The following is a 20,554-nucleotide window of genomic DNA, read 5'->3' on the forward strand; positions in this document are numbered from 1 at the left end:
CGCCTACAGCCGCGTTAGCCCACGGCTGACGCACGGCGGCCCGATGCGGGAATAGATTGGGGGCCTGTACGGACGCATCAGGAAGAATAAAAAGTGTCAGCTATCCCGCGCCTTCGCTCCGCCTTTTTCACCGGCCTGGTGCTCGTGCTGATCGGAGGGGTGCTGGCCTTGCCGGGCATCTGGCTGGTGGTGCTGGGAGGCTCCTGGTATTACCTGGTGGCCGGCCTGGCTTTTGTATTGACGGGCGTACTGTTGATCCAGTACGGACCGATAGCGTTGTGGACCTACGCGCTCCTGCTGGTGGGCACGCTCGCATGGGCGTTGTCGGAAGGCGGGCTTGACTGGTGGCCGCTGGCTGCGCGGGGGGGTGTGCCATTTCTCATTGGCCTCTTTCTGCTGACCCCCATGCTTGCCCGTGCCATGCAGGCCGAAGTGCCGGGCCAATCCGGCGTGCGCGCCGGCCAGTGGGCGCTGGGTGCCGCGCTGGCGCTCTTCTTTATTGCGTCGGTGGCAACCTGGCTGCATGATGCCAACCGCGTGACGGGCATGCTGCCGTTGCCGCCCACCGGCGCATCGGCCGCGCGCACGGCTGATGCCGTACCTGCCGGCGAATGGCATGCCTACGGGCGTACCGGCCAGGGGCAGCGGTATTCGCCGCTCAGCCAGATCACCCCTGAGAACGTGGAAAACCTGGGGCTGGCGTGGCAGTACCGCACCGGTGACATGCGCGGCCAGCCTGGTGACCCGGCAGAAACCACCTTCGAGGTGACCCCGCTGAAAGTGGGCAACCGGCTTTTCCTGTGCACGCCGCATCAGTCCGTCATTGCGCTCGATGCCACCACCGGCGCGGAAGCCTGGCGTTTTAATCCCGAAATCCAGGGCAAGCTCGCACTGCAGCACCTGACCTGCCGCGGCCTGTCTTACCAGCCGCCTGCCGCTGCGACTGCGACAGCCGCCGCTAACTCCACCGACTGCCCGGCCAAACTGTTCATGCCCACGGCAGACGGCCGCGTGATTGCCCTGAACCCCGACACCGGAAAGGTCTGCCCCTCTTTCGGCGGCGGCAAGGGGCAGATCGATCTCTGGGCCGGCATGCCCAACGTCAAGCCCGGCGCTTACTACTCCACCTCGCCAGTGGTGGTGACATCAAAGCTCATCATCGTGGGCGGCACGGTGCTCGACAACGTTTCCACCAAAGAGCAGTCCGGCGTGATCCGCGCCTATGACATCAACACCGGCGCGCTGGTCTGGAACTGGGACTCCGGCAAGCCGGACGCCACCGCTCCGCTCGCGGCGGGGCAAACCTACACCGCCAATTCGCCCAACAGCTGGTCCGTTTCCAGCGTCGACGAAGCGTTGGGCATGGTCTATGTGCCGCTGGGCAACCAGCCGCCCGACCAGTGGGGCGGCCAGCGCAGCCCCGCGGTGGAAACGTATTCGTCGTCCGTCGTCGCGCTGGACCTGGCCACCGGCAAGGTGCGCTGGAACTTCCAGACCGTGCACCACGACTTGTGGGATTACGACGTGCCGGCCCAGCCCAGCCTGGTAGACCTTACCGTGGGCGGCAACCGGGTGCCCGCACTGGTCCAGCCCACCAAGCAGGGCGAGATCTTTGTGCTTGACCGCCGCACCGGCACGCCGCTTTTGCCTGTTGTGGAAACAGCGGCACCGCAGGGAGCCGCGCAGGGCGACCGCACCGCGCCCACCCAGCCGAACTCGGCGCTGTCGTTCAACCCGCCGCCGTTGACGGAGCGCGACATGTGGGGCGCCACCCTGTTCGACCAGCTCTATTGCCGCATTGCTTTTCACCGGCTGCGTTATGAGGGCCGCTTCACGCCGCCTTCCACGCAAGGCTCACTGATCTATCCTGGCAACTTCGGCGTGTTCAACTGGGGCGGCGTGGCGGTGGACCCGGAGCGGCAGATGGTCTTCGCCACGCCGACCTACCTGGCCTTTGTCTCCAAACTCGTGCCGCGCACGGACGACACCAGCCTCCTTGTGCAGGGCAAGGAGCGGCCCGAGGGCAGCCTGCCCTCGCTCAATGAAAACTTCGGTGCGCCCTTTGCTGTCAAGCTCAGCGCGTTTGTGTCGCCGCTGGGCATTCCGTGCCAGGCGCCGCCCTGGGGCTACGTGGCCGGCGCCGACCTGACGACGGGTGCGATTGCCTGGCAGCATAAAAACGGCACTGTGCGCGACCTGTCGCCCGTGCCCCTGCCCTTCCGCATGGGCGTGCCCAACCTGGGTGGGCCCCTGACCACGGCGGGCGGCGTCGCCTTCCTGTCCGGCACGCTCGACTACTACGTGCGTGCCTATGACGTGAATACCGGCAAGGAAATCTGGAAGAGCCGCCTGCCCGCCGGCGGGCAGGCCACCCCCATGAGCTATACCGGCGCCGACGGCCGGCAATACCTGCTGGTAGTGGCCGGCGGTCATGGGTCACTGGGGACGCGTGCGGGGGACTATGTGCGGGCTTATGCGTTGCCGCGCTAGTTGAGCCGCTCCTATCCGGCCCGGCTCATGACTTCGGCAACCCAATCCACGAACACGCGCACGCGCGGCGACAGTTGCCGGTGGTGCGGGTACAGCACCGACACCGGCATGGGCGCGGGCCGGAAAGCGGCCAGCACTTCCACCAGTGTGCCCGCTTCAAGTTGCGCGGCCAGGTGGTAGCGCGGCACCTGGATAAAACCCAAGTGCGCGGCGCAGCAGGCTTTGTAGGCGTCGGCGTCCGTCACCGCGACCGGGCCCTTGAGCTGCACCTGACGCGGCGCGCCGTCCACGATGAAGTCAAAGGGCAGCGCCTTGCCGGTGCGGCTGGATAAAAAATTCACCGCGCGGTGGCCGCGCAGCGCCTCCAGCGTCTCGGGCGTGCCGTGTTTTGCCAGGTACTCGCGGCTCGCGCAGGTCACCTGCTCAAGTAGCGCCACGCGCCGCCCCACCATGCTCGACTCGGCCAGCTCGCCCACGCGCAGCACGCAGTCCACGCCCTCGCGCACCAGATCCACCAGCCGGTCGCCCATGCCGATCTCCAGCTCGATGTCCGGGTAGCGCTCAAAAAAATCACCAATCACCGGCAGCAAAAAATGCTTGGCCAGCGTGCCGTGCAAATCCACCCGCAGCTTGCCGCGCGGCTTGCTGCCCGTGTTGACAAAGGCCGACTCGGCTTCCTCCAGGTCGGTCAATAGGCGCAGGCAGCGCTCGTAATACGCCGCGCCGTCCTGCGTGGGGCTGACATGCCGCGTCGTGCGCTGCAACAGCCGCGCGCCCAGGCGTTTTTCAAGCTGCTGCACCGCATGCGTCACCGTGGCGCGCGGCAGCAGCAGGTCGTCGGCCGCCTTCGTAAAACTGCCCAGCTCGACGATGCGGGTGAACAGCTGCATCGAATGAAAACGGTCCATAACGCGTGCTTCTATTGTTAGTATTTATTGAACAATGATGGCAAGTTTACGGTATTTATCGTGTGTGGATTGAATAGAACAATACCTTCACTGGCTCACCAAAGGCGCACAACACACGCAGCACCCCGGGCGGTCAGAACCAACCCACTTTTAACCATCAGGAGTTTCAAATGACCGCTTTCAGCAACAACGCCACCCAGGTGGCCATCGTCACCGGCGCCTCGCGCGGCATAGGCGCGGCCGTCGCTCGGCGCTTGGCACAAGAGGGCTACGCCGTCGTCATCAACTATGCCGGCCAGGCTGAAGAAGCCCAGGCCGTTGTGCAGTCCATCATGGCCAGCGGCGGCCAGGCCGTTGCCGTGCAGGCCGACGTCGCCAGTTCCGCCGCCGTCACGCAGCTGTTCGATGACAGCATCCAGGCCTTTGGCCGCGTCGATGTGCTCATCAACAACGCCGGCATCATGCCGCCCAGCCTGCCGGCGCTGGCCGACACCGACGACGACACCTTTGACCGCCTCTTCGCCGTCAACGTCAAGGGCACATTCAACACCCTGCGCGAAGCCGCCGCGCGCCTGCAGCCCGGCGGGCGCATCGTCAACTTCTCGACCAGTGTGATCGGTCTGGCCCTGCCCGGCTACGCGGTCTACGGCGCCACCAAGAGCGCGGTGGAAACCTTCACCAACATCATGGCCAAAGAGCTGCGCGGCAAAAACATCCGCATCAACGCGATTGCTCCCGGCCCTACGGCCACTGCGCTTTTCCTCAACGGCAAAACGCCCGAGACGATTGAGCGCATGTCCAAGATGGCGCCGCTCGAACGCCTGGGCACGCCGGAGGACATCGCCAGTGCGGTTGCTTTCCTCGTGAGCGACAACGCGGCCTGGGTCAACGGCCAGACGTTGCGTGCGAATGGTGGCGTCGTCTAAGCGCACGTACTTCTCCAAGCCATCAAGCACTCTTTTCAAACCCTTTCCAGAAAGACACACATCATGAAATCCGTCATCCTGGTCACCGGTGCATCCACCGGCATCGGCCACCTCACCGTCCGCTCACTGGCCCAGGCCGGCCACACCGTCTACGCCAGCATGCGCGACATCCAGGGCCGCAACGCATCCAAGGTGCGCGAGCTGCGCGACTGGAGTTTTGCCAATGGTTTTGATTTGCGCGCTGTTGAACTCGATGTGCTGTCGCAGCCCTCGGTCGACGCCGCCGTGGCGCACATCGTGGCCGAGCAGGGCCGCCTCGACGTCATCGTGCACAACGCCGGCCACCTGGTGGTCGGCCCTGCCGAGGCCTACACGCCGGAAGAAATCATCAAGGTACTGGACACCAACTTCCTGGGCAGCCAGCGCGTGAACCGCGCGGTGTTGCCGGTGATGCGCAAGGCTGAAGCGGGCCTCGTGCTGTGGGTCAGCAGCAGCACGGTGCGCGGCGGCTTCCCGCCCTTCCTCGGCCCCTACGCCGCCGCGAAGGCCGCCATGGATTCGATGGCTGTGACCATGTCGTACGAGCTCGCCCGCTTCGGCATCGAGACTTCCATCGTCGTGCCCGGCGCCTTCACCAAAGGCACGGCGCACTTCCCCAGTGCTGGCAAGCCTGCTGACGATGCGACGACAGCCGCCTACGCCCGCTACGACGGCGTGATGGACAAAGTCGGCGAGCGCCTGTCGGCCTTGAGCCCCGATCACGCCAATCCGCAGGCCGTGGCTGACGACATCACCCGCATCGTGGGCCTGCCCGCCGGCACCCGCCCCTTCCGCTCGGTGACCGACTTCATCGACGACGGCGCGGGCGAAGTCACCGTGGTGGCCGAACGCGTGCGCGAAGCGTTCGCCCACCGCATCGGCATCGCCGACATGCTCAAGCCCACGGTGCGCCGCACGGCTTGATGGCCTTCATCACACGGTCCGGCTTGAGCCCGGGCCGTGTGGTGCCTCTTCACCATTGATTTTCAGGAGCTTCACCATGCAACCCGCTGTCGTCCTCGCTCTCGCCCGCATCCTCATGGCCCTGGCCTTTATCGGCCCGGGCGCTTCGCACTTCATCGAATCCGTACGGCTGCGCAACTACACAGCCGCCGCCATAGGCGCAGTCGAAGTCGCCGCCGGCCTGGCGCTGGCATTCGGCTGGCAGGTGCGCTGGTTCGCGCTGGCCGCCGCGGCTTTTCTCGTGGTCGATGCGTTCATCGCGCACGGCTTCTGGGCCGCCACACCGCAAGCGCTGCGCAACCAGCTGCTGCATTTCTTCAAGAACATTGCGCTGGCGGGCGGCTTTGTGCTGCTGGCTTCAGTGTCGCGTGAGTTTTAAGTGAAATTGGCCTGTAGCTCAATCAGTGCACTGGCTTATAGCTATCTTTTTGGTAGCGTCTGCATGCCGAACCCACCCTCGCGCTACACCGCCGTCTTGGCCCATTCACGCGGCGAGACACCGGTCTTCTGCACAAAAAGCCGCGACAGCGCAGACGCATTGGCATATCCCAGCTGCGCGGCAATGGCCTTGAGTGATTGGCCGTTGCGCAGCTCGGCCTGGGCAATGGCCAGCCGCCACGTCGCCAGGTAGTCCGCGGGCGTTTGCCCCACTTTTTGCTTGAACAGCGGCGCAAATGCACTGCGCGACATGCCGGCCGATTGCGCCAGGCCTTCAAGGCTCCATGCATGGCCCGGGTTTTCATGCACCGCCACCAGCGCGCGCGCCAGGCGCGGTTCGGCCAGCCCGGCCAGCAGGCCCTCGGGAGGGCTGCCTTCTTCCGGATGGTCCAGCAGCCAGCGCAGCAGTTGCAGCAGCAACACCTCAAATAATCGGTCGGCCAGCAGCCGCTGGCCGCAGCGCACCTGCGCGGTCTCGGCAAACAGCAGGGCCAGCGTGTGCTCCAGCCCCGGTACGCGCGCCAGCGGCAATACCACCAGGGCCGGCAGCGCACGCGCCAGCGGGTGGCTGGCGCCGCCGTCGAATGCCAGCGTTGCGCAGGTGAAATCAGCGCCCTCCACCGGCGCATTGTGAAAGTCGTGCGCGAGCGGACGCGGGTAAAACACCAGGCTGGGCTCGCTCACCTTCACCCGCCTGGGCGCACCCGTTGCCGCGCGGTGCGTCACCACCATGGTCCCGCGACGCATCACGTGCAAAAAGCCCAGCCCGGCCTCTGGCGTGAAGCGCGTCACGCCGCACAGCGGCCCGTTGTGAAACATGTGGGCCCGCACGCGAAAGCGTTCCATCAGGGCGGAAAGCCGGTCAATTCCTTCGGGGGGCGTGGTCATGGTGTGGGACTGGTTTGAGGCTTGCTTTGGATGATAAGGATGATTTGATAGACGAATTCATCCAATAAGTCCTGATTGTCGCGTGAAACTTCTTCCTGTGCAGCGAGCGCACCCACACGCCCCGCCGCGCGAAACGTCATCCTTTAACCGCGACTCTTCAACCTCCAAGGACTTCACATGTCACGCATTCCATTGATCGACCGTAACGCCACCTCCGCCGATCGCAAAGCCCTGCTCGATCAGGTCACCCAAGCCTTCGGTGCCACGCCCAATATGTTCAAGGCCGTCGCCAATTCACCCGCCGCGCTCAAAAGCATGTGGGGCTCGTTCGGCGCGCTGGGGGGCGGTGTCATCAACGCCCAACTGGGCGAGCAGATCGCCGTGGCAGTAGCCGACCGCAACGCCTGCGAATACTGCCTGGCGGCGCACACGGCGCTGGGCCGCAAGGCCGGTGTCAGCGCTGAAGGCATGGCCGCCGCGCAGCGCGGTGAATCCGCCGACCCGGCCACCGCTGCGGTGCTCGCGTTTGCACTCAAGCTGGTGAATGAACGCGGCAACGTGTCCGGGGCCGATGTGCAGGCCGTTCGCCAGGCCGCCTTCAGCGATGAGCAGATCGTGGAAATCCTCGCGCATGTGGCGCTCAACCTTTTCACCAACTACGTCAATGTGGCGTTTGCGGTGCCGGTTGATTTCGCGCCCGTCAAGCTGAGCCGAGCCGCTGCCTGACGCTTCACCACCCGGGTCTTTGACCCGACGTGCGCGGCCTGCGGCATGCAGGCCGCGCTGAAAGTATTTTTGAAAGCCTTCATGCAAACCAAAAATTATTCTCCCGCACCCGCATGGCACATCGCGCACTGGCTCAACACACCGTCGCCCATTACCCTCGAATCCCTGCGCGGCAAGGTCATCGTCATGCACGCCTTCCAGATGTTGTGCCCGGCCTGCGTGAGCCACGGCCTGCCGCAGGCCGTAGCGATACGCCAGGCATTTCCCGAAGCGTCGGTTGCCGTCATCGGCGTCCACACCGTGTTCGAGCATCACCGCGTGATGAACCATGAGGCGCTGCAGGTATTTGTGCATGAGCAGCGTCTGCGTTTTCCCATCGGCGCGGACTTGCCTGCAACTGACGGCCCTATCCCGCAAACCATGGCGGCTTATCAGTTGCGCGGCACACCCAGCCTGGTGCTGATCGACAGGCAGGGCCATTTGCGGCTGAACCACTTCGGGCACCTGAACGATCTGGCCGTCGGTTCGGCCATAGGGCAACTGCTTGCCGAGACGGCTAGCGAAGTCACGAATACAGTTTCGCCCCCGCGGCGAACTCCGCCTTGAACACCTCGGCCACCCAGTCGGCAAAGGCGCGCACCTTGGCCGTCAGGTGACGGTTGCGCGGGTACAGCACCATCATCGGCAGCGCTTCGGGCTGCCAGTCGGGCAGCACGCGCACCAGTTCGCCGCTGGCCAGCAGCGCGCAGGTGCGGCGTGTCAGCGGCGGCTGTGACAAACCCAGCCCGGCCAGCACCGCACCCATGTGGCTGTCGGCGTCGTTGCAACTGACCCAGTGCGGACGGTGAATCTGCCGCACGTCGCCGTCCCTGGAAAACTCGAACGGAAACACCCGGCCGGTCTTGGCAGAATGAAAGTTCACGAAGCGGTGCTGTTCCAGGTCTTCCAGCGTCTGCGGTGTGCCGTACTGCGCCAGGTAAGAAGGCGCGGCGCAGGTCACCACCTTCAGCCGGCCCAGCGGCCGCGCCACCAGCGTCTCGTCGTGCACCAGACCGCCGCGAATCACGCAGTCCACGCCTTCAGCCACCAGGTCCACCGGCCTGTCGGTACTACCCAGTTCCAGCACCATGTCGGGGTAGCGTTTGAAAAACTCCGGCAACGCCGGTGAGATCACGTGGCGGCCCACCGCCGCCGGCACATCCACCCGCAGCCGCCCGGCCGGCGTGGCCACTGCGCGGCGCAGCGTGCCTTCCAGCTCGCCCATGTCCTGCACCATGGCCTGCGCGCGCTGGTGGTACAGCGCGCCGTCGTCTGTCAGGCTCAAGGTGCGCGTGGTGCGGTTCAGCAGGCGCACTCCCAGGTGCGCTTCGAGTTCCTGCACCACCGTCGTCACTCTGGCTTTGGGCATGTGCAGCGCTGTGGCTGCCGCAGTAAAGCTGCCAAGGTCCACCACGCGGGTAAAGACTTCCATCGCCCTGTAGCGATCAACACTCATGATTACTGGCCTTATTGTTCTTTAAATGGATAACAGTTATTTCAATTAAAGGCAGTTTATTCTTTTTATTCAAACCAATACAGTTCATTCACCTGCCCATCCATGCATTGATTCACTTTTTATGAAAAGGCTCCCCATGACCACCAACATCCTGTCCTCCACCCGCCTGGGCTTTCGCGGCCCGCAATCCGTCTCGGCCATTGGCCTGGGCGCCATGGGCATGTCGGGCATGTACGGCGCCCACGACGAGGCGCAAAGCATCGCCACCATCCATGCCGCGCTCGACGCAGGCGTCAACCTCATCGACACCGGCGACTTTTACGGCATGGGCCATAACGAGATGCTGATCGGCCGGGCGCTGAAAGGCCGGCGCGATGAAGCGCTGATTTCCGTCAAGTTCGGCGCGCTGCGCGACCCGTCTGCCGGCTGGATCGGCATGGACGGCCGGCCCGAAGCGGTGAAGAACTTCCTGGCCTACACGTTGCAGCGCCTGGGCACCGACCACATCGACATCTACCGCATCGCGCGGCTCGACCCGAACGTGCCGATCGAAGAGACCATAGGCGCGATGGCCGACATGGTGAAAGCCGGTTACGTGCGCCACATCGGCCTCAGCGAAGTCGGCGTGCAGACCATCCGCAAGGCGCACGCCGTGCACCCCATCAGCGATTTGCAGATTGAATATTCGCTGGTCAGCCGCGGCCCCGAGGCGGAAATCTTTCCCGCGCTCAAGCAGCTGGGCATCGGTGTCACGCCCTACGGCGTGCTGTCACGCGGTTTGCTGTCGGGCTCCAAACCCACGGGGCCTGGTGACTTCCGCGCCCACCTGCCGCGCTTTACCGGCGACAACGCGGTGAAGAACCAGCAGCTCGTTGATGTATTGCACCAGCTGGCCACCGGCATGGGCGCCACAGCATCACAGATAGCGATTGCCTGGGTCATCGCACGCGGCAAGGCCCTGGGTGTCGACATGGTGGCGCTGGTCGGTTCCCGCAAGCCGGGCCAGCTTGATGAAGCGCTGGGCGCGTTGAAACTTCAGCTCAGCGCCGAAGACCTGCAGCGCATTGAAGCCGCGCTGCCCGCCGACGCGGTGGCCGGCACACGCTACGACGCCTACCAGATGGGCCACCTGGACAGCGAGAAGCAGGCGTAAATTGATGCAAAATTAGCCTGCAACCCATACAGGTAGAGCGCAAGCGGCTATCAATTCAGGAGCAACCGCCGGCGTGAAAACGAGAGACGTGAAACTTAAATCACGTTCTTTTCTACCAACGCACGCCCTTCCACCAGCCGCTGCGCCGCCAGCGGCGACAAGTCCAGGCTGGTGTAGCCGCCTTCGGCAATCCACTCCGCCAGGCCCCGCCCCACCGCCGGCGACTGCTGCAGCCCGTGCCCACTGAAGCCATTGGCCAACAGCAAATTCGGCAAGGCCGGATGCGGGCCCAGCAGCGCGTTGTGGTCGTGCGTGTTGTATTCGTAGTAGCCGGCCCAGGCGCGCTGCATGCGCACGGCCTCAAAGCCCGGCACGCGGTTGGCCAGTGTCAGCCAGGCTTCGTCAAAAAGGTCGTAGTCCACATCGAGCGGCACATCGTTGTGGTCTTGCGCCGGCGGCAGACCGCAAATCCAGATGTCGCCTTCGGGCCGAAACCACAAACCGCTCGGGTCAATCACCAGCGGGCAGTCGGGCGTCTTCGCGGGGCTGGCAAATGCATACACACAGCGCTTGCGGCCATACACCGGCAGGTCAAGGCCTGTGCCGGCCAGCAGCGGCCGCGCCCATGCGCCTGCCGCATTCACGGCCCAGTCGCACGGCAGCTGCGCGCCGCCTTGCAGTATCACGGCGCTCACGCGGCCGTTGCTGTGCGCGAAGGCCGTGGCCTCGGCCTTCACATACTGCACACCCAGGCTGCGCGCTTTTTGCTTGAAGGCCATCAGCAAACCATAGCCGTCAAACCAGCCTTCGCCCGAAAGGCCGAGCGACGCCAGCGCCAGGTCGTCCACCTGCAGCCACGCAAAGCGCTGCTGCAGCTCGGCAGGTGTCATCAGCATCACATCCACACCGGCTGCGCGCTGTGTCGCATGATTCTCTTGCAGCGTGGCCGCGCCGGCTTCAGTGGCAAGGTACAAATAGCCGCGCTCGGTCAAACCAATATCAGGCACATCACCATCGACGGCCAGGTACTGTTTGATGTTGCGTAAAAAATCAATGCCGAACTGCGACACCGCAATGTTCACCGGCTGTGAAAACTGCTGGCGAATCGAGCTGGCCGACAGCGCTGAAGAGGCTTGCGCATACGTGGGGTCACGCTCGACGACAGTGATGCTGCCGTCAAAACGCGGGTGCATCGCCAAAAAATAGGCGATGGCGCTGCCGATCACGCCGCCACCGACGATGACGATCTTTTGTGCGGATGTTGCGGGGTTCATGCTGGTGCTTCATTCATTACACAGTGGAAGCGCCACATCCTACAGGCCAGCGCGAAACGGGGCGGTATTGTCGTCATACAGCGACAAGCGATGTAAGGCGCAGGTGTGTTGTGCAACGGTGTGTATGCCTGGTCAACAGTGCCGCACCCCATCCCGTTGAACACGGGCTACGTGATAACAATAATTTCCATCATCCATCCATTCAAAGGACTCTCTCATGAACAAATTGCTCGCTACTCTTATTGCTACCCTGTTTGTCGGCATTGCTTCTGCACAAACACCGGCACCTGTCGAATCGTCCACGCAAACCGCTCCGGTTGCCAGCAAGGCTGAAGCCAAGGCCGACAAGTCTGTGACGTCTGCTGTTAAAAAAGAAGCCAAGGTAGACGCCAAGGCCGATGCGAAGGTCGAAAAGGCAGAAGCCAAAGCTGCAGAGAAAACCGCCAAGGCAGATGCCAAGGCCGCTAAAGCCAAGGTCAAGGCCGAAGCCAAGGTTGAGAAGGCAGATGCTGACGACAAAGCCAAGGCCACCACGAAAGCTGAAAAGGCCACCACCAAGGCAGATGCCAAAGCAGCCGGCGTTGCCATCGATGCCAATGCCAAGGTTGATACCGTGAAGGCCAAAGCCGCCGCCGACAAGGCCAACGCTGCGGTCGACACCAGCGCAGTCAAGGCAGAAGCCAAGACCGACGTCAAGGCAGCCGGCACCAAGTAAGCGGCAACGCGGGTCATATGCCCGCTGATACCCGCTGATCCAAAAAGACAGGCTGAGGCCTGTCTTTTTTTGCCTGTCTCCTTGTGACCGCACGCGTCGCAGCCCTTCCTTGTCCCTTGTCAGCGCATTCCGACTTTCCAGGGCTCCAGTGGCTGTCACTGAGGAGCCTCGCCTGCCTCAAGCATGGAACTTTTGACACCAGGAGATTCCCATGCACATCATTCTTGGCGGAACAGGACACGTCGGCTCGGCGCTGGTCAAACGCCTTATCGGCGCGGGCGAGCCCGTCACCATCGTCACCCACGACCCCAAAAAATCCGGCCGGGTGGGCAAGACCAAACACGACGTACCCCAACGGGCGAAGGTCGCTGTTGCCGACGCCCACGATGTACCGTCGCTGCGCAAGGTCTTCCAGCAGGGCACGCGGCTTTTTCTGCTTAATCCGCCGGCGGCTCCCTCCACCGACACCGATGCCGAAGAGCGCAGCACGGTGATGTCCATCATTGAGGCACTGCAAGGTACACGCTTCGAGAAGATCGTGGCCGAGTCCACCTATGGCGCCCAGCCCGTTCAGCGTGCGGGCGACCTCGGCATTCTTTACGACATGGAAAAATCCCTGGAGGCACAGGCTGTGCCGTTCAGCGTGATACGCGCGGCCTACTACATGAGCAACTGGGATGCAGCGCTGAAGACCGCGCAGGATGAAGGTGTGATCGACTCCATGTACCCGGCGGACTTCAAGCTGCCCATGGTGGCGCCGCAAGATCTGGGTGAGTTCGCCGCGCGCCTGATGACCGAGCCCGCCGGCAAAACCGGCCTCTTTCATGTTGAAGGGCCAGAGCAGTACAGCGCAGGCGATGTTGCCGCGGCCTTTGAAGAGGCGCTGCAAAAACCCGTCTCGGTGCGTGTTGCGCCGCGCGAGAAATGGGATGAGGCCTTCAGGGCCATGGGCTTTTCAAGTGCCGCGGCCAGGTCGTATGCGGCAATGACAGGAATCACGCTGGACCGGCATTACACCGTGCCCGATGCACCTGTCCGCGGTCGCACCTCGCTGCGCGCTTATGTGCAGGCGCTGGTGGGCGAGCAACGCGGCTAGCGCGTTACCGCGGCGGTCTGCTGGCTCAGCTCAGCGGCTTGTTCACAAACTCAATCACGAGCCCTCGCGCCGTCACGGTGATGCTGCTCGGCTGCACGCCCATGCTGTTGGGCAATGCCAGGTCCTGCGGGTTGAGTGAATGCAGCACGGCGCCCTGCAGTGCCTGTTCCGCCAGTTGCGGGCCGTAGCCTGACACCAGCATCGATGCCTGCGGGGGCAGGCCCTCAAACTGCAAGGTGTTCACGCGCAGCTGGTGCGCGCGTATGGTCATGTCGCTGGCTTCGTAGCGCAGCGCAAAGTCCAGGTCAAAGGTGCCGGGGTAGGCGCGCTGCAGCGCAGGGCCGGCGGCTTCCACCGCCATGGTGGCGCCCAGCCGGTTTTGTTCGGTCAGCAGGCGCAGCTGCGGCGCCTGCACGGTCATGTCCAGCAGGCCGTTGGCGCGTTTGCGTACCGGAAAGCGCTTGCCCACTGCGTCCTGTAGCTGGGCCATGCTGACGGTGTAGCTGGGCTGGGCCTGTGCGCCCGTCAGGGTGAAATACACAGCGCCACCCAGGCACAGCCGTGCGGTGGTGGCAAGAAGCAGTCTTCGTTTCATTCATTGTCCTTTCACCCAGGAATAATGCGCCTGGCATTCCGCCGCACATGTCATTCAAAAGCCCGCATCAGGGTCAGCGTTCAACCGATGAAGGTTAAGCTGCCGGCAACAGCGGGGCGCGGTTTGATATTCCTGTATGGTCGGCCTGATGCGAATGCTTTTGACTTTCCTGCTGTTTCCGGCCGCCACGCTGGCGACGGCGCAACCCACCAAGGGCGAGCAGGATGCGCTGGCCCTGGCGATCAGGTCGCAGCGTGTCCTCAATGAATACGCCATCGGGGCCATGGAGCCGGAGGCCATGAAATACGCCCAGCGGCTGCGCCTGACCCAGGCCGCGCTGGACGGGCAGCGCAAGCAGTGGCCTGCGGCCAAGGAAGGGCCTGATCCGTTTGATCAATTCCGGCCTTGCAAAAACGGGCTTGAAAAAGCGTCTTACCTGGCCGGCCTTTCCGGCATGAAGGCGGTCCGCACGCTCGATGACAAGGTTTTTCATGCTGAGAAGGCCAAGCTGCAGAAGCTCCGCGCCGAGTGCGATGCGCTCATCAAGCGCGCCAACGCAGAGCGGTAAGCCGCCTGTGGTTGAGTCGCCTTAGCGGCCCACCACCGACCAGCCGGCCTTCTGGTTGGTCTTGTCGTTCTCATATTCCCAGGCCGTGCCGCAGCGGTCGCACTTGTAGCGGGTGATGGTGATCAGCCCATGGCGGCGGGTTTCATGGCGGGGGTCGCCCTGCACCAGTTCCGGGTGGCCCGGCGCCTTGCGCCAGTTGCGCTGTATGCCGGCGCAGGAGTCGCACAACTCCATTTTCTTGAGTTCACTGGCGCGGTTGGGGTCTTGGGTCATGGGCTGCTTTGGAATCGGTTGTTGACCCCGATTGTCGCCGGTGCGGGGCTGCGCAAAATGAGGCGACCCTGTTGGCGCTGGGGCGATCATTTGACCGGCACAGGCAGCAGGCCTATTCTTGAATTGCCCAGTCACTTCATTCGGGAGATACATCATGTACAAGCGAATTTTGCTGGCTTACGACGGTTCCCAATCGGGCCAAAAAGCGCTGCTGGACTGCCGCGAGATCGCGCAGTGGAGCGGGGCGGCATTGACGCTGATTGCCGTCACCCCCCTGCAGCGGCAGGTGGTCGCCGCTGAAGGCGTGATCTATGAACAAAGCGTCGCCGACCAGGACAGGGAAAGATACCAGGGCATCCTCAACGACGGCTTGCGCCAGTTGCTGGAGTCAGGCCATGAGGCCGGCGGCGAGGTGTTGTACGGCGAAACCGTCGATGAAATCGCGAGGTACGCCAAACAAACAGACGCCGACCTGATTGTGGTCGGTCACAAGCACCTCGAAGGCTGGGCCGCGCGTTGGTGGCGCGGCTCGGTATCCAAATCGCTGATCGCACACGCGCCCTGTAGTGTGTTGGTGGTGATTCCCCGCTGAGGCAAGGCGCGGGTCCGGGCCGCCCCAATCGGCCGGTCAACAAAAGGGTTTCCAAAGAGGGCTTGACTTAGAGCGCGCTCTAAGTTTTACAGTCCCCACATGACTACCGCTCCCACCGTCTCTTTAAGCATCGCCGAAGCCGCGGAAGCCTCAGGCCTCAGCGCCTACACCCTGCGCTACTACGAGCGGATCGGCCTCATCGCCCCCATAGGCCGGCGCAGCGGCGCGCGGCGCTACAGCGACGCCGACATGCGCTGGCTCGACTTCCTGGTGCGCCTGCGCGCCACCGGCATGTCCATGCGTGACATGCAGCGTTATGCCCAGCTGCTGCGCAAAGGCAACTCCTCCGCCGCCAGCCTGGCCGAGCGCCAGACCCTGCTCGAAGACCATGCCGAGCGCCTGGAAGCCGAGATACGCACCCAGCGCGAAACCCTGGCCTACATCCGCAAAAAAATCCGTCTCTATGAGGGCATGCGCACCGAACCCAAGCGCGCGTGAGCCCTTCTGGAGCCGTTTTCACCATCCACTTCACCTTCCATCCCAAAGGACGAAAACACCATGATCAAAACCCGCACCCTCGGCCGCAACGGCCCTCCCGTCTCCGCCATCGGCCTCGGCTGCATGGGGATGAGCGACTTCTACAGCAACCGCGACGACGCCGAGTCCATCGCCACCCTTCACCATGCGCTGGACCAGGGCCTGAATTTCCTCGACACCGCCGACATCTATGGCCCGCACACCAATGAACTGCTGATCGGCAAGGCCATCGCCGGCCGCCGCAAGGACGTGTTCATCGCCACCAAGTTCGGCATCACCCGAGATCCGAACAACGAAAGTGCCCGCGGCGTCAACGGCCGGCCCGAGTACGTCAAGGCCAGCTGCGACGCCAGCCTGCAGCGTCTGGGTATCGACCAGATCGACCTCTATTACCAGCACCGCGTCGACAAGACCGTGCCCATTGAAGACACCGTCGGCGCCATGGCCGAGCTGGTGAAAGCCGGTAAGGTGCGCTATCTGGGTTTGTCCGAAGCCTCGGCCGCCACGCTGGCGCGTGCCTGCAAGGTGCATCCCATAGCCGCGCTGCAAAGCGAATATTCGCTGTGGACACGCGACCCCGAAGTCACCGGCGCCCTGGCCGCCTGCCGTGAGCACGGCGTGGCCCTTGTCCCCTATTCGCCGTTGGGCCGCGGCTTTCTCACCGGCGCCTTCAGCAAACCTGAAGACCTGCCCGCCGACGACTACCGTCGCAAGTTCTCGCCGCGTTTTGCCGAAGAAAACTTCAAGCGCAACCTGGCACTGGTCGATGCGGTCAAGCAACTGGCCGCGGCCAAGGGCATCACCACCTCGCAAGTGGCGCTGGCCTGGGTACTGGCGCAGGGCGACGACATCATTCCCATCCCCGGCACCAAGCGCCGCAGCTACCTCGACCAGAACATCGCCGCACTCGACGTCACGCTGAGCCCGGCCGAGCTGGTCCAGCTCGACAAGGCCTTTCCGCCCGACGCAGCCGCCGGATTGCGTTACCCCGCGTCGTTTCTGGGCACGGTCAATGCGTGACACAGGCTGACATCCTTATGGGGGCAAGCCAGCGGGCTCCGCCTGCGTTGAACCTGGGCCATAGAGTTCTATTCCGTGAAGCGACCCGGTTCTGTGTTCCCTCTGGTCAAAAGTCCCTCGCCGCCTGATGATTCTGTAAGGCCGGTACAGCGAAAATTCCGGAGTTGTTGTATCGTACAACAATACTATGTATCATTCAACGATACATTTGTATTTGCCTTGCCGTAAAAGGCCTGGCCTAACTTCATGGAGCTTCAGAATGGGAATCGCACTAACTTGTCCCCGCCGGTTGCTGGCGGCTGCTATGGCTGTGACGCTTTCGGGTATGACGTCAGCTGCCGATTTGCGGATCGGGTTCAAGGCCGAAGTCACTTCTGCCGATCCCCATGTTCTGGGCGCCGCAAATCGTGGCGTCTGGATGAACGTCTACGACTCTCTGATTGGCCAGGATGAAAAGCTGCATCCCATTCCTCTGCTGGCCTTGTCCTGGAAGGCGATAGACGAAAAACAATGGGAATTCAAGTTGCGCCCCGGCGTCAAATTTCACAACGGCGAACCGATGACGGCCAACGATGTGAAGTTCTCGCTGGACAGGGCCAGGGCGCTGGCCGGCCCGAAAACATTCAAGACGTATTTGAGAGCGGTCGACAGCGTTCGGGTCCAGGATCCGCTGACAGTCATCATCAAGACGAAGGAAGCCGCGCCCACTCTGCCTGAAAACGTAGGTCTCGTAGCCATTCTTTCGAAAGGAAGCGGGGCGGAGATCAAGGAGGAAGACTTCGAGAACGGCAAGGCGGCGGTGGGCACCGGTCCCTTCAAGTACGCAGGACTCATTCCAAGCCAGCAAGTGACCATGACACGCAACGACGCGTACTGGGGCTCAAAACCGGCCTGGTCAAAAGTGATTTACCAATTAATACCGAAAGAACCGGCGAGAGCGGCGGCAATGCTGGGCGGAAGTGTCGATGTCATTGATGGCGCTGCCGGTAGCTTGACCGAGACCTTGAAGAAAAGCGGCAAGGTGTCGGTGGTCTCTACGACCTCCTATCTACTCAACTACCTGGCCATGGATCAATTTCGGGCGGTTTCGCCTTATGTCACCAGTCATGACGGGAAACCGCTGGCCAAGAACCCGTTCCAGGACAAAAGAGTCCGCCAGGCCATCACAGTGGCCATTAACAGGGACGCCATTAACAAGTTCGTCATGAAAGGCGATGCGGAACCAGCGACGCAGATCGTTCCCGCCGGCTTTTTTGGGTACGAGCCCGCACTGAAGCTTCAGCCCGGGGACACGGCGCGGGCCAAAGCCTTGCTGACCGAGGCAGGCTACCCCTCCGGATTCAAGGTGGTTCTGCACTGCACCAATGACCGGTACCTCAACGACGCACGGGTCTGCGAAGCAATTGCCCAGATGTTGACCCAGGCGGGGATAAAAACCGACACAAGGACACTCCCCTACGCCAACTTTATTACCCGGGCGACAAGCGGCGGAGCTGGTGGCGAGCCTGAATTCAGCCTGGCCATGTGTGGCATTGGTGCGGTTCTCGGTGATTCGCTGGAGCCTTACACCGCCGTTGTCCATACCTTTGACAAGGCCCTGGGGACCGGAGCCAACAACTATGGCCGGTACAGCAACAAGGAGTTTGACGCGGCGATCCGCTCTGCGTCAAAAACATTGAGTGAAAAGGAACGCGAAGAGTTGCTGCGAACGGCCGCAAGGGTTGCTGCGGAGGACGTTGCCATCGTGCCGGTGCATAACGCGAAGGTGGCGTGGGGGTTGCGCAAAGGCCTGAGCATGTCCCCGCGAAGTGACGGGTTCACGATAGCCAACGGCATCAAGGACGCAGCTTCGAAGTAAAACAGATCAACGAATAGGGGTGAGGTGAGGGGGTCACCGGTGCTGGTGTCAGCACCGGTGGCGCTCCAATCCGAGCCGAACCAGGGTAATCAATGAAAGACTCGACGTTCAGCAATCTTGCTGTGGTGATTGAACGCAATGTGATGGTGCCGATGAGGGACGGCGTAAGGCTCTCGACCGATATATATCGCCCGAGACAAGAGGCGGGAGAAGATCCGAAACCACTCCCGGTCATCATGGAACGCACTCCCTATGGGAAGCACCTTGAAAGCCGCACCGAACGCGAACCGGGGAGCGCGCGCCCCAGGTCGCGCGAAGAGGTGGCAACGTATTTTGTTGCCCAGGGGTATATCGTTGTGTACCAGGATTGCCGCGGCAGATACGGGTCCGAAGGCACATTCACGAAATACCTGAGCGAGGCCAACGACGGCCATGACACCTGTGACTGGATCGTGCGGCAACCCTGGTCCGACGGCAGGATCGGGACCAAGGGCCTTTCCTATGCGGCACATACGCAAATGGCCCTGGCATCTACCGGTGCACCCGGCTTGCTGGCCATGTATGTCGACTCCGGCGGGTTTTCAAATGGCTATCAGAGCGGCATCCGGCAGGGCGGCGCGTATGAGTTAAAGCAGGCCGCGTGGGCTGTTCTCTTCGCATCGAGCATTGCCCAGCGATCGGAAAATACGGCCGTCGCCAGCACTCTGAAGAATATCGACGTCGACGACTGGTTCAGAAGAATGCCATGGCGCCGTGGAAACTCACCGCTTTCGGAAGCACCGGAATATGAAGAGTTTCTCTTCGATCAATGGGAGCGTGGTACGTTTGATGCGTACTGGAAGCAGCCCGGAATTTATGCGGAGGGGTTCTACCATCACCTCAAGAATGTGGCGACAGTCCATATGTCTTCCTGGTATGACGTCTATACGCGCACCGCTGCCGAAAATTACATCAGCCTCAAGAAACTCAGCGCGCCGGTGCAACTTGTCTTTGGCCCGTGGGTGCACGGAAATAGGTGGCTGACCTATTCAGGCGATGTGGATTTCGGCGAAGAATCCACTTTTGGCCATCACGTTGCCGAAAGCTTTCTGAAGGCACGCCTCAAATGGTTTGACCGCTGGCTCAAAGGTCTTCCGGCCGCCGAAGACAACGGCACCGTGAGGCTGTTCGTGATGGGCGGCGGCTCCGGCAGGAAAAACAGCGAGGGGCGTCTTGACCACGGCGGAACCTGGCGTTCCGAGCAGGACTGGCCGATTCCGGATACGCAGTGGACGCCCTACCATCTTCACGTTGATCGTTCGCTGTCCCCCTCTCTTCCAGAGAGGCATCACGGTGCGCTGGCGTATCGGTTCGACCCCAAAAATCCGGTTCCTACCTTGGGCGGCAGCGTGGTTTCACGTCCGCCCGGAATACTGGCCGGTGCATTTGACCAGACGACCGATGAGCGCTTCTTTGGTTGCGCAGAACCGTTTTACCCGCTGACCGACCGTGAAGATGTGCTTGCCTTTTCAACCGAACCGCTGGTGGAGGATGTTGAGATTACAGGGCCGGTGGTGGCGAACCTGTGGATATCCTCCGACTGCCCGGACACGGACTTCACCATCAAGCTGGTCGATGTGTATCCGCAAAGCGAAGACTACCCAAAGGGTTTCGCCATGAACCTCACCGACGGGATTCTGCGGGTGAGATACAGGGACTCATGGGAGCGCCCGGAGCTGATGACGCCAGGAACGGTGTACCCCATCCGCATCGAGGCGTTTCCGACAAGCAACCTTTTCAAGGCAGGGCATCGCATCCGGGTGGACATTTCGAGCAGCAACTTTCCGCACTTTGACGTCAACCCGAACACCGGGGATCCCGAGGCGCAGGCGACGACGAGCAAAACGGCGCTCAACAAGGTGTACATGAACAGCCAGCATCCATCGCATGTGGTGCTTCCCGTGATCCCGAAGCGTTCTCAATAATGGTGGCTGCAGCGCGCCCCACCAGGTGCGCTGCAG

Annotated in this window: 21 protein-coding genes; 15 read left to right on the forward strand and 6 right to left on the reverse strand. The window is 62.6% G+C overall.

The annotated features are described in order from the left end of the window. Positions 1 to 93: 93 nt before the first annotated feature. Entirely contained in the window at positions 94 to 2,490 is a 2,397-nt protein-coding gene (locus tag ACXJKE_RS18115; RefSeq protein ID WP_457281980.1) for a glucose/quinate/shikimate family membrane-bound PQQ-dependent dehydrogenase, read from the forward strand. An 11-nt stretch (positions 2,491 to 2,501) separates the two neighbouring features. Here ACXJKE_RS18115 and ACXJKE_RS18120 read toward each other — a convergent pair whose 3' ends face one another. Further along, positions 2,502 to 3,398, reverse strand: coding sequence for a LysR substrate-binding domain-containing protein (locus ACXJKE_RS18120; RefSeq protein ID WP_457281981.1), 897 nt, complete (start codon positions 3,396 to 3,398; stop codon positions 2,502 to 2,504). 170 nt (positions 3,399 to 3,568) lie between these two features. Between ACXJKE_RS18120 and ACXJKE_RS18125 the strand changes: the two genes are divergently transcribed. From ACXJKE_RS18125 to ACXJKE_RS18135, 3 genes are all read left to right on the forward strand, one after another. After that, positions 3,569 to 4,324 carry a glucose 1-dehydrogenase gene (locus tag ACXJKE_RS18125; RefSeq protein ID WP_457281982.1) on the forward strand — a complete coding sequence of 252 codons (756 nt, stop codon included), beginning with the start codon at positions 3,569 to 3,571 and terminating at the stop codon, positions 4,322 to 4,324. A 63-nt stretch (positions 4,325 to 4,387) separates the two neighbouring features. Then, complete coding sequence (locus ACXJKE_RS18130; RefSeq protein ID WP_457281983.1) at positions 4,388 to 5,287, forward strand: SDR family oxidoreductase; 900 nt, start codon at positions 4,388 to 4,390, stop codon at positions 5,285 to 5,287. A gap of 76 nt (positions 5,288 to 5,363) precedes the next feature. After that, positions 5,364 to 5,705, forward strand: coding sequence for a DoxX family membrane protein (locus ACXJKE_RS18135; RefSeq protein WP_457281984.1), 342 nt, complete (start codon positions 5,364 to 5,366; stop codon positions 5,703 to 5,705). Between the two features lie 83 nt (positions 5,706 to 5,788). Here ACXJKE_RS18135 and ACXJKE_RS18140 read toward each other — a convergent pair whose 3' ends face one another. Then, positions 5,789 to 6,652 carry an AraC family transcriptional regulator gene (locus tag ACXJKE_RS18140; RefSeq protein ID WP_457281985.1) on the reverse strand — a complete coding sequence of 288 codons (864 nt, stop codon included), beginning with the start codon at positions 6,650 to 6,652 and terminating at the stop codon, positions 5,789 to 5,791. Between the two features lie 177 nt (positions 6,653 to 6,829). Between ACXJKE_RS18140 and ACXJKE_RS18145 the strand changes: the two genes are divergently transcribed. Together ACXJKE_RS18145 and ACXJKE_RS18150 are read left to right on the forward strand one after the other, a co-directional pair. Then, positions 6,830 to 7,378, forward strand: coding sequence for a carboxymuconolactone decarboxylase family protein (locus ACXJKE_RS18145; RefSeq protein WP_457281986.1), 549 nt, complete (start codon positions 6,830 to 6,832; stop codon positions 7,376 to 7,378). 81 nt (positions 7,379 to 7,459) lie between these two features. Next, positions 7,460 to 7,984 (forward strand): redoxin domain-containing protein, encoded by a 525-nt coding sequence (locus tag ACXJKE_RS18150; protein WP_457281987.1) that lies wholly within the window; start codon positions 7,460 to 7,462, stop codon positions 7,982 to 7,984. Here ACXJKE_RS18150 and ACXJKE_RS18155 read toward each other — a convergent pair. Then, the gene (locus ACXJKE_RS18155) at positions 7,944 to 8,873 is read right to left on the reverse strand and encodes a LysR family transcriptional regulator (protein ID WP_457281988.1); all 930 of its coding nucleotides are present in this window, start codon (positions 8,871 to 8,873) and stop codon (positions 7,944 to 7,946) included. The genes ACXJKE_RS18150 and ACXJKE_RS18155 overlap by 41 nt on opposite strands. Positions 8,874 to 9,009: 136 nt before the next feature. Between ACXJKE_RS18155 and ACXJKE_RS18160 the strand changes: the two genes are divergently transcribed. After that, complete coding sequence (locus ACXJKE_RS18160) at positions 9,010 to 10,026, forward strand: aldo/keto reductase (protein WP_457281989.1); 1,017 nt, start codon at positions 9,010 to 9,012, stop codon at positions 10,024 to 10,026. A gap of 95 nt (positions 10,027 to 10,121) precedes the next feature. Here ACXJKE_RS18160 and ACXJKE_RS18165 read toward each other — a convergent pair whose 3' ends face one another. Beyond that, positions 10,122 to 11,300 carry an NAD(P)/FAD-dependent oxidoreductase gene (locus tag ACXJKE_RS18165; protein WP_457281990.1) on the reverse strand — a complete coding sequence of 393 codons (1,179 nt, stop codon included), beginning with the start codon at positions 11,298 to 11,300 and terminating at the stop codon, positions 10,122 to 10,124. 217 nt (positions 11,301 to 11,517) lie between these two features. Here ACXJKE_RS18165 and ACXJKE_RS18170 point away from each other — a divergent pair, with 217 nt between their 5' ends. Both ACXJKE_RS18170 and ACXJKE_RS18175 read left to right on the forward strand, forming a co-directional pair. Continuing rightward, a complete protein-coding gene (locus ACXJKE_RS18170; RefSeq protein WP_457281991.1) occupies positions 11,518 to 12,015 on the forward strand; it encodes a hypothetical protein in 498 nt (165 codons plus the stop codon). 211 nt (positions 12,016 to 12,226) lie between these two features. Then, positions 12,227 to 13,111 carry an NmrA family NAD(P)-binding protein gene (locus tag ACXJKE_RS18175; protein WP_457281992.1) on the forward strand — a complete coding sequence of 295 codons (885 nt, stop codon included), beginning with the start codon at positions 12,227 to 12,229 and terminating at the stop codon, positions 13,109 to 13,111. A gap of 25 nt (positions 13,112 to 13,136) precedes the next feature. On the opposite strand, the gene ACXJKE_RS18180 is transcribed toward ACXJKE_RS18175, so the two are convergent. Then, positions 13,137 to 13,706, reverse strand: a complete 570-nt coding sequence (locus ACXJKE_RS18180) for a DUF1439 domain-containing protein (RefSeq protein ID WP_457281993.1) — start codon at positions 13,704 to 13,706, stop codon at positions 13,137 to 13,139. A 148-nt stretch (positions 13,707 to 13,854) separates the two neighbouring features. On the opposite strand from ACXJKE_RS18180, the gene ACXJKE_RS18185 reads away from it, so the two are divergent. Continuing rightward, positions 13,855 to 14,274, forward strand: a complete 420-nt coding sequence (locus tag ACXJKE_RS18185; RefSeq protein ID WP_457281994.1) for a hypothetical protein — start codon at positions 13,855 to 13,857, stop codon at positions 14,272 to 14,274. A 21-nt stretch (positions 14,275 to 14,295) separates the two neighbouring features. Here the strand turns inward: ACXJKE_RS18185 and ACXJKE_RS18190 are convergent, their stop codons facing one another. Next, a complete protein-coding gene (locus ACXJKE_RS18190) occupies positions 14,296 to 14,547 on the reverse strand; it encodes a hypothetical protein (RefSeq protein WP_431099316.1) in 252 nt (83 codons plus the stop codon). Positions 14,548 to 14,701: 154 nt separating this feature from the next. On the opposite strand from ACXJKE_RS18190, the gene ACXJKE_RS18195 reads away from it, so the two are divergent. The 5 genes from ACXJKE_RS18195 (at position 14,702) to ACXJKE_RS18215 (ending at position 20,518) form a co-directional block, all read left to right on the forward strand. Then, positions 14,702 to 15,139, forward strand: a complete 438-nt coding sequence (locus ACXJKE_RS18195) for a universal stress protein (RefSeq protein WP_457281995.1) — start codon at positions 14,702 to 14,704, stop codon at positions 15,137 to 15,139. A gap of 99 nt (positions 15,140 to 15,238) precedes the next feature. Further along, positions 15,239 to 15,637 carry a MerR family transcriptional regulator gene (locus tag ACXJKE_RS18200; protein ID WP_457281996.1) on the forward strand — a complete coding sequence of 133 codons (399 nt, stop codon included), beginning with the start codon at positions 15,239 to 15,241 and terminating at the stop codon, positions 15,635 to 15,637. Positions 15,638 to 15,697: 60 nt separating this feature from the next. Next, on the forward strand, positions 15,698 to 16,696 hold the full coding sequence (locus tag ACXJKE_RS18205; protein ID WP_457281997.1) for an aldo/keto reductase: 999 nt from the start codon (positions 15,698 to 15,700) through the stop codon (positions 16,694 to 16,696). 259 nt (positions 16,697 to 16,955) lie between these two features. Beyond that, on the forward strand, positions 16,956 to 18,554 hold the full coding sequence (locus tag ACXJKE_RS18210; protein WP_457281998.1) for an ABC transporter substrate-binding protein: 1,599 nt from the start codon (positions 16,956 to 16,958) through the stop codon (positions 18,552 to 18,554). A gap of 92 nt (positions 18,555 to 18,646) precedes the next feature. Next, positions 18,647 to 20,518, forward strand: coding sequence for a CocE/NonD family hydrolase (locus ACXJKE_RS18215; RefSeq protein ID WP_457281999.1), 1,872 nt, complete (start codon positions 18,647 to 18,649; stop codon positions 20,516 to 20,518). The last annotated feature ends 36 nt before the right edge of the window (positions 20,519 to 20,554 follow it).

It is taken from the genome of Polaromonas sp. P5_D5 (assembly GCF_054049435.1).

Coding starts and splice junctions, on each gene's coding strand:
- ACXJKE_RS18120 (WP_457281981.1), bottom strand. CDS start 3,398: ATGGACCGTTTTCATTCGATGCAGCTGTTCACCCGCATCGTCGAGCTG.
- ACXJKE_RS18125 (WP_457281982.1), top strand. CDS start 3,569: ATGACCGCTTTCAGCAACAACGCCACCCAGGTGGCCATCGTCACCGGC.
- ACXJKE_RS18130 (WP_457281983.1), top strand. CDS start 4,388: ATGAAATCCGTCATCCTGGTCACCGGTGCATCCACCGGCATCGGCCAC.
- ACXJKE_RS18135 (WP_457281984.1), top strand. CDS start 5,364: ATGCAACCCGCTGTCGTCCTCGCTCTCGCCCGCATCCTCATGGCCCTG.
- ACXJKE_RS18140 (WP_457281985.1), bottom strand. CDS start 6,652: ATGACCACGCCCCCCGAAGGAATTGACCGGCTTTCCGCCCTGATGGAA.
- ACXJKE_RS18145 (WP_457281986.1), top strand. CDS start 6,830: ATGTCACGCATTCCATTGATCGACCGTAACGCCACCTCCGCCGATCGC.
- ACXJKE_RS18150 (WP_457281987.1), top strand. CDS start 7,460: ATGCAAACCAAAAATTATTCTCCCGCACCCGCATGGCACATCGCGCAC.
- ACXJKE_RS18155 (WP_457281988.1), bottom strand. CDS start 8,873: ATGAGTGTTGATCGCTACAGGGCGATGGAAGTCTTTACCCGCGTGGTG.
- ACXJKE_RS18160 (WP_457281989.1), top strand. CDS start 9,010: ATGACCACCAACATCCTGTCCTCCACCCGCCTGGGCTTTCGCGGCCCG.
- ACXJKE_RS18165 (WP_457281990.1), bottom strand. CDS start 11,300: ATGAACCCCGCAACATCCGCACAAAAGATCGTCATCGTCGGTGGCGGC.
- ACXJKE_RS18170 (WP_457281991.1), top strand. CDS start 11,518: ATGAACAAATTGCTCGCTACTCTTATTGCTACCCTGTTTGTCGGCATT.
- ACXJKE_RS18175 (WP_457281992.1), top strand. CDS start 12,227: ATGCACATCATTCTTGGCGGAACAGGACACGTCGGCTCGGCGCTGGTC.
- ACXJKE_RS18180 (WP_457281993.1), bottom strand. CDS start 13,706: ATGAAACGAAGACTGCTTCTTGCCACCACCGCACGGCTGTGCCTGGGT.
- ACXJKE_RS18185 (WP_457281994.1), top strand. CDS start 13,855: ATGCGAATGCTTTTGACTTTCCTGCTGTTTCCGGCCGCCACGCTGGCG.
- ACXJKE_RS18190 (WP_431099316.1), bottom strand. CDS start 14,547: ATGACCCAAGACCCCAACCGCGCCAGTGAACTCAAGAAAATGGAGTTG.
- ACXJKE_RS18195 (WP_457281995.1), top strand. CDS start 14,702: ATGTACAAGCGAATTTTGCTGGCTTACGACGGTTCCCAATCGGGCCAA.
- ACXJKE_RS18200 (WP_457281996.1), top strand. CDS start 15,239: ATGACTACCGCTCCCACCGTCTCTTTAAGCATCGCCGAAGCCGCGGAA.
- ACXJKE_RS18205 (WP_457281997.1), top strand. CDS start 15,698: ATGATCAAAACCCGCACCCTCGGCCGCAACGGCCCTCCCGTCTCCGCC.
- ACXJKE_RS18210 (WP_457281998.1), top strand. CDS start 16,956: ATGGGAATCGCACTAACTTGTCCCCGCCGGTTGCTGGCGGCTGCTATG.
- ACXJKE_RS18215 (WP_457281999.1), top strand. CDS start 18,647: ATGAAAGACTCGACGTTCAGCAATCTTGCTGTGGTGATTGAACGCAAT.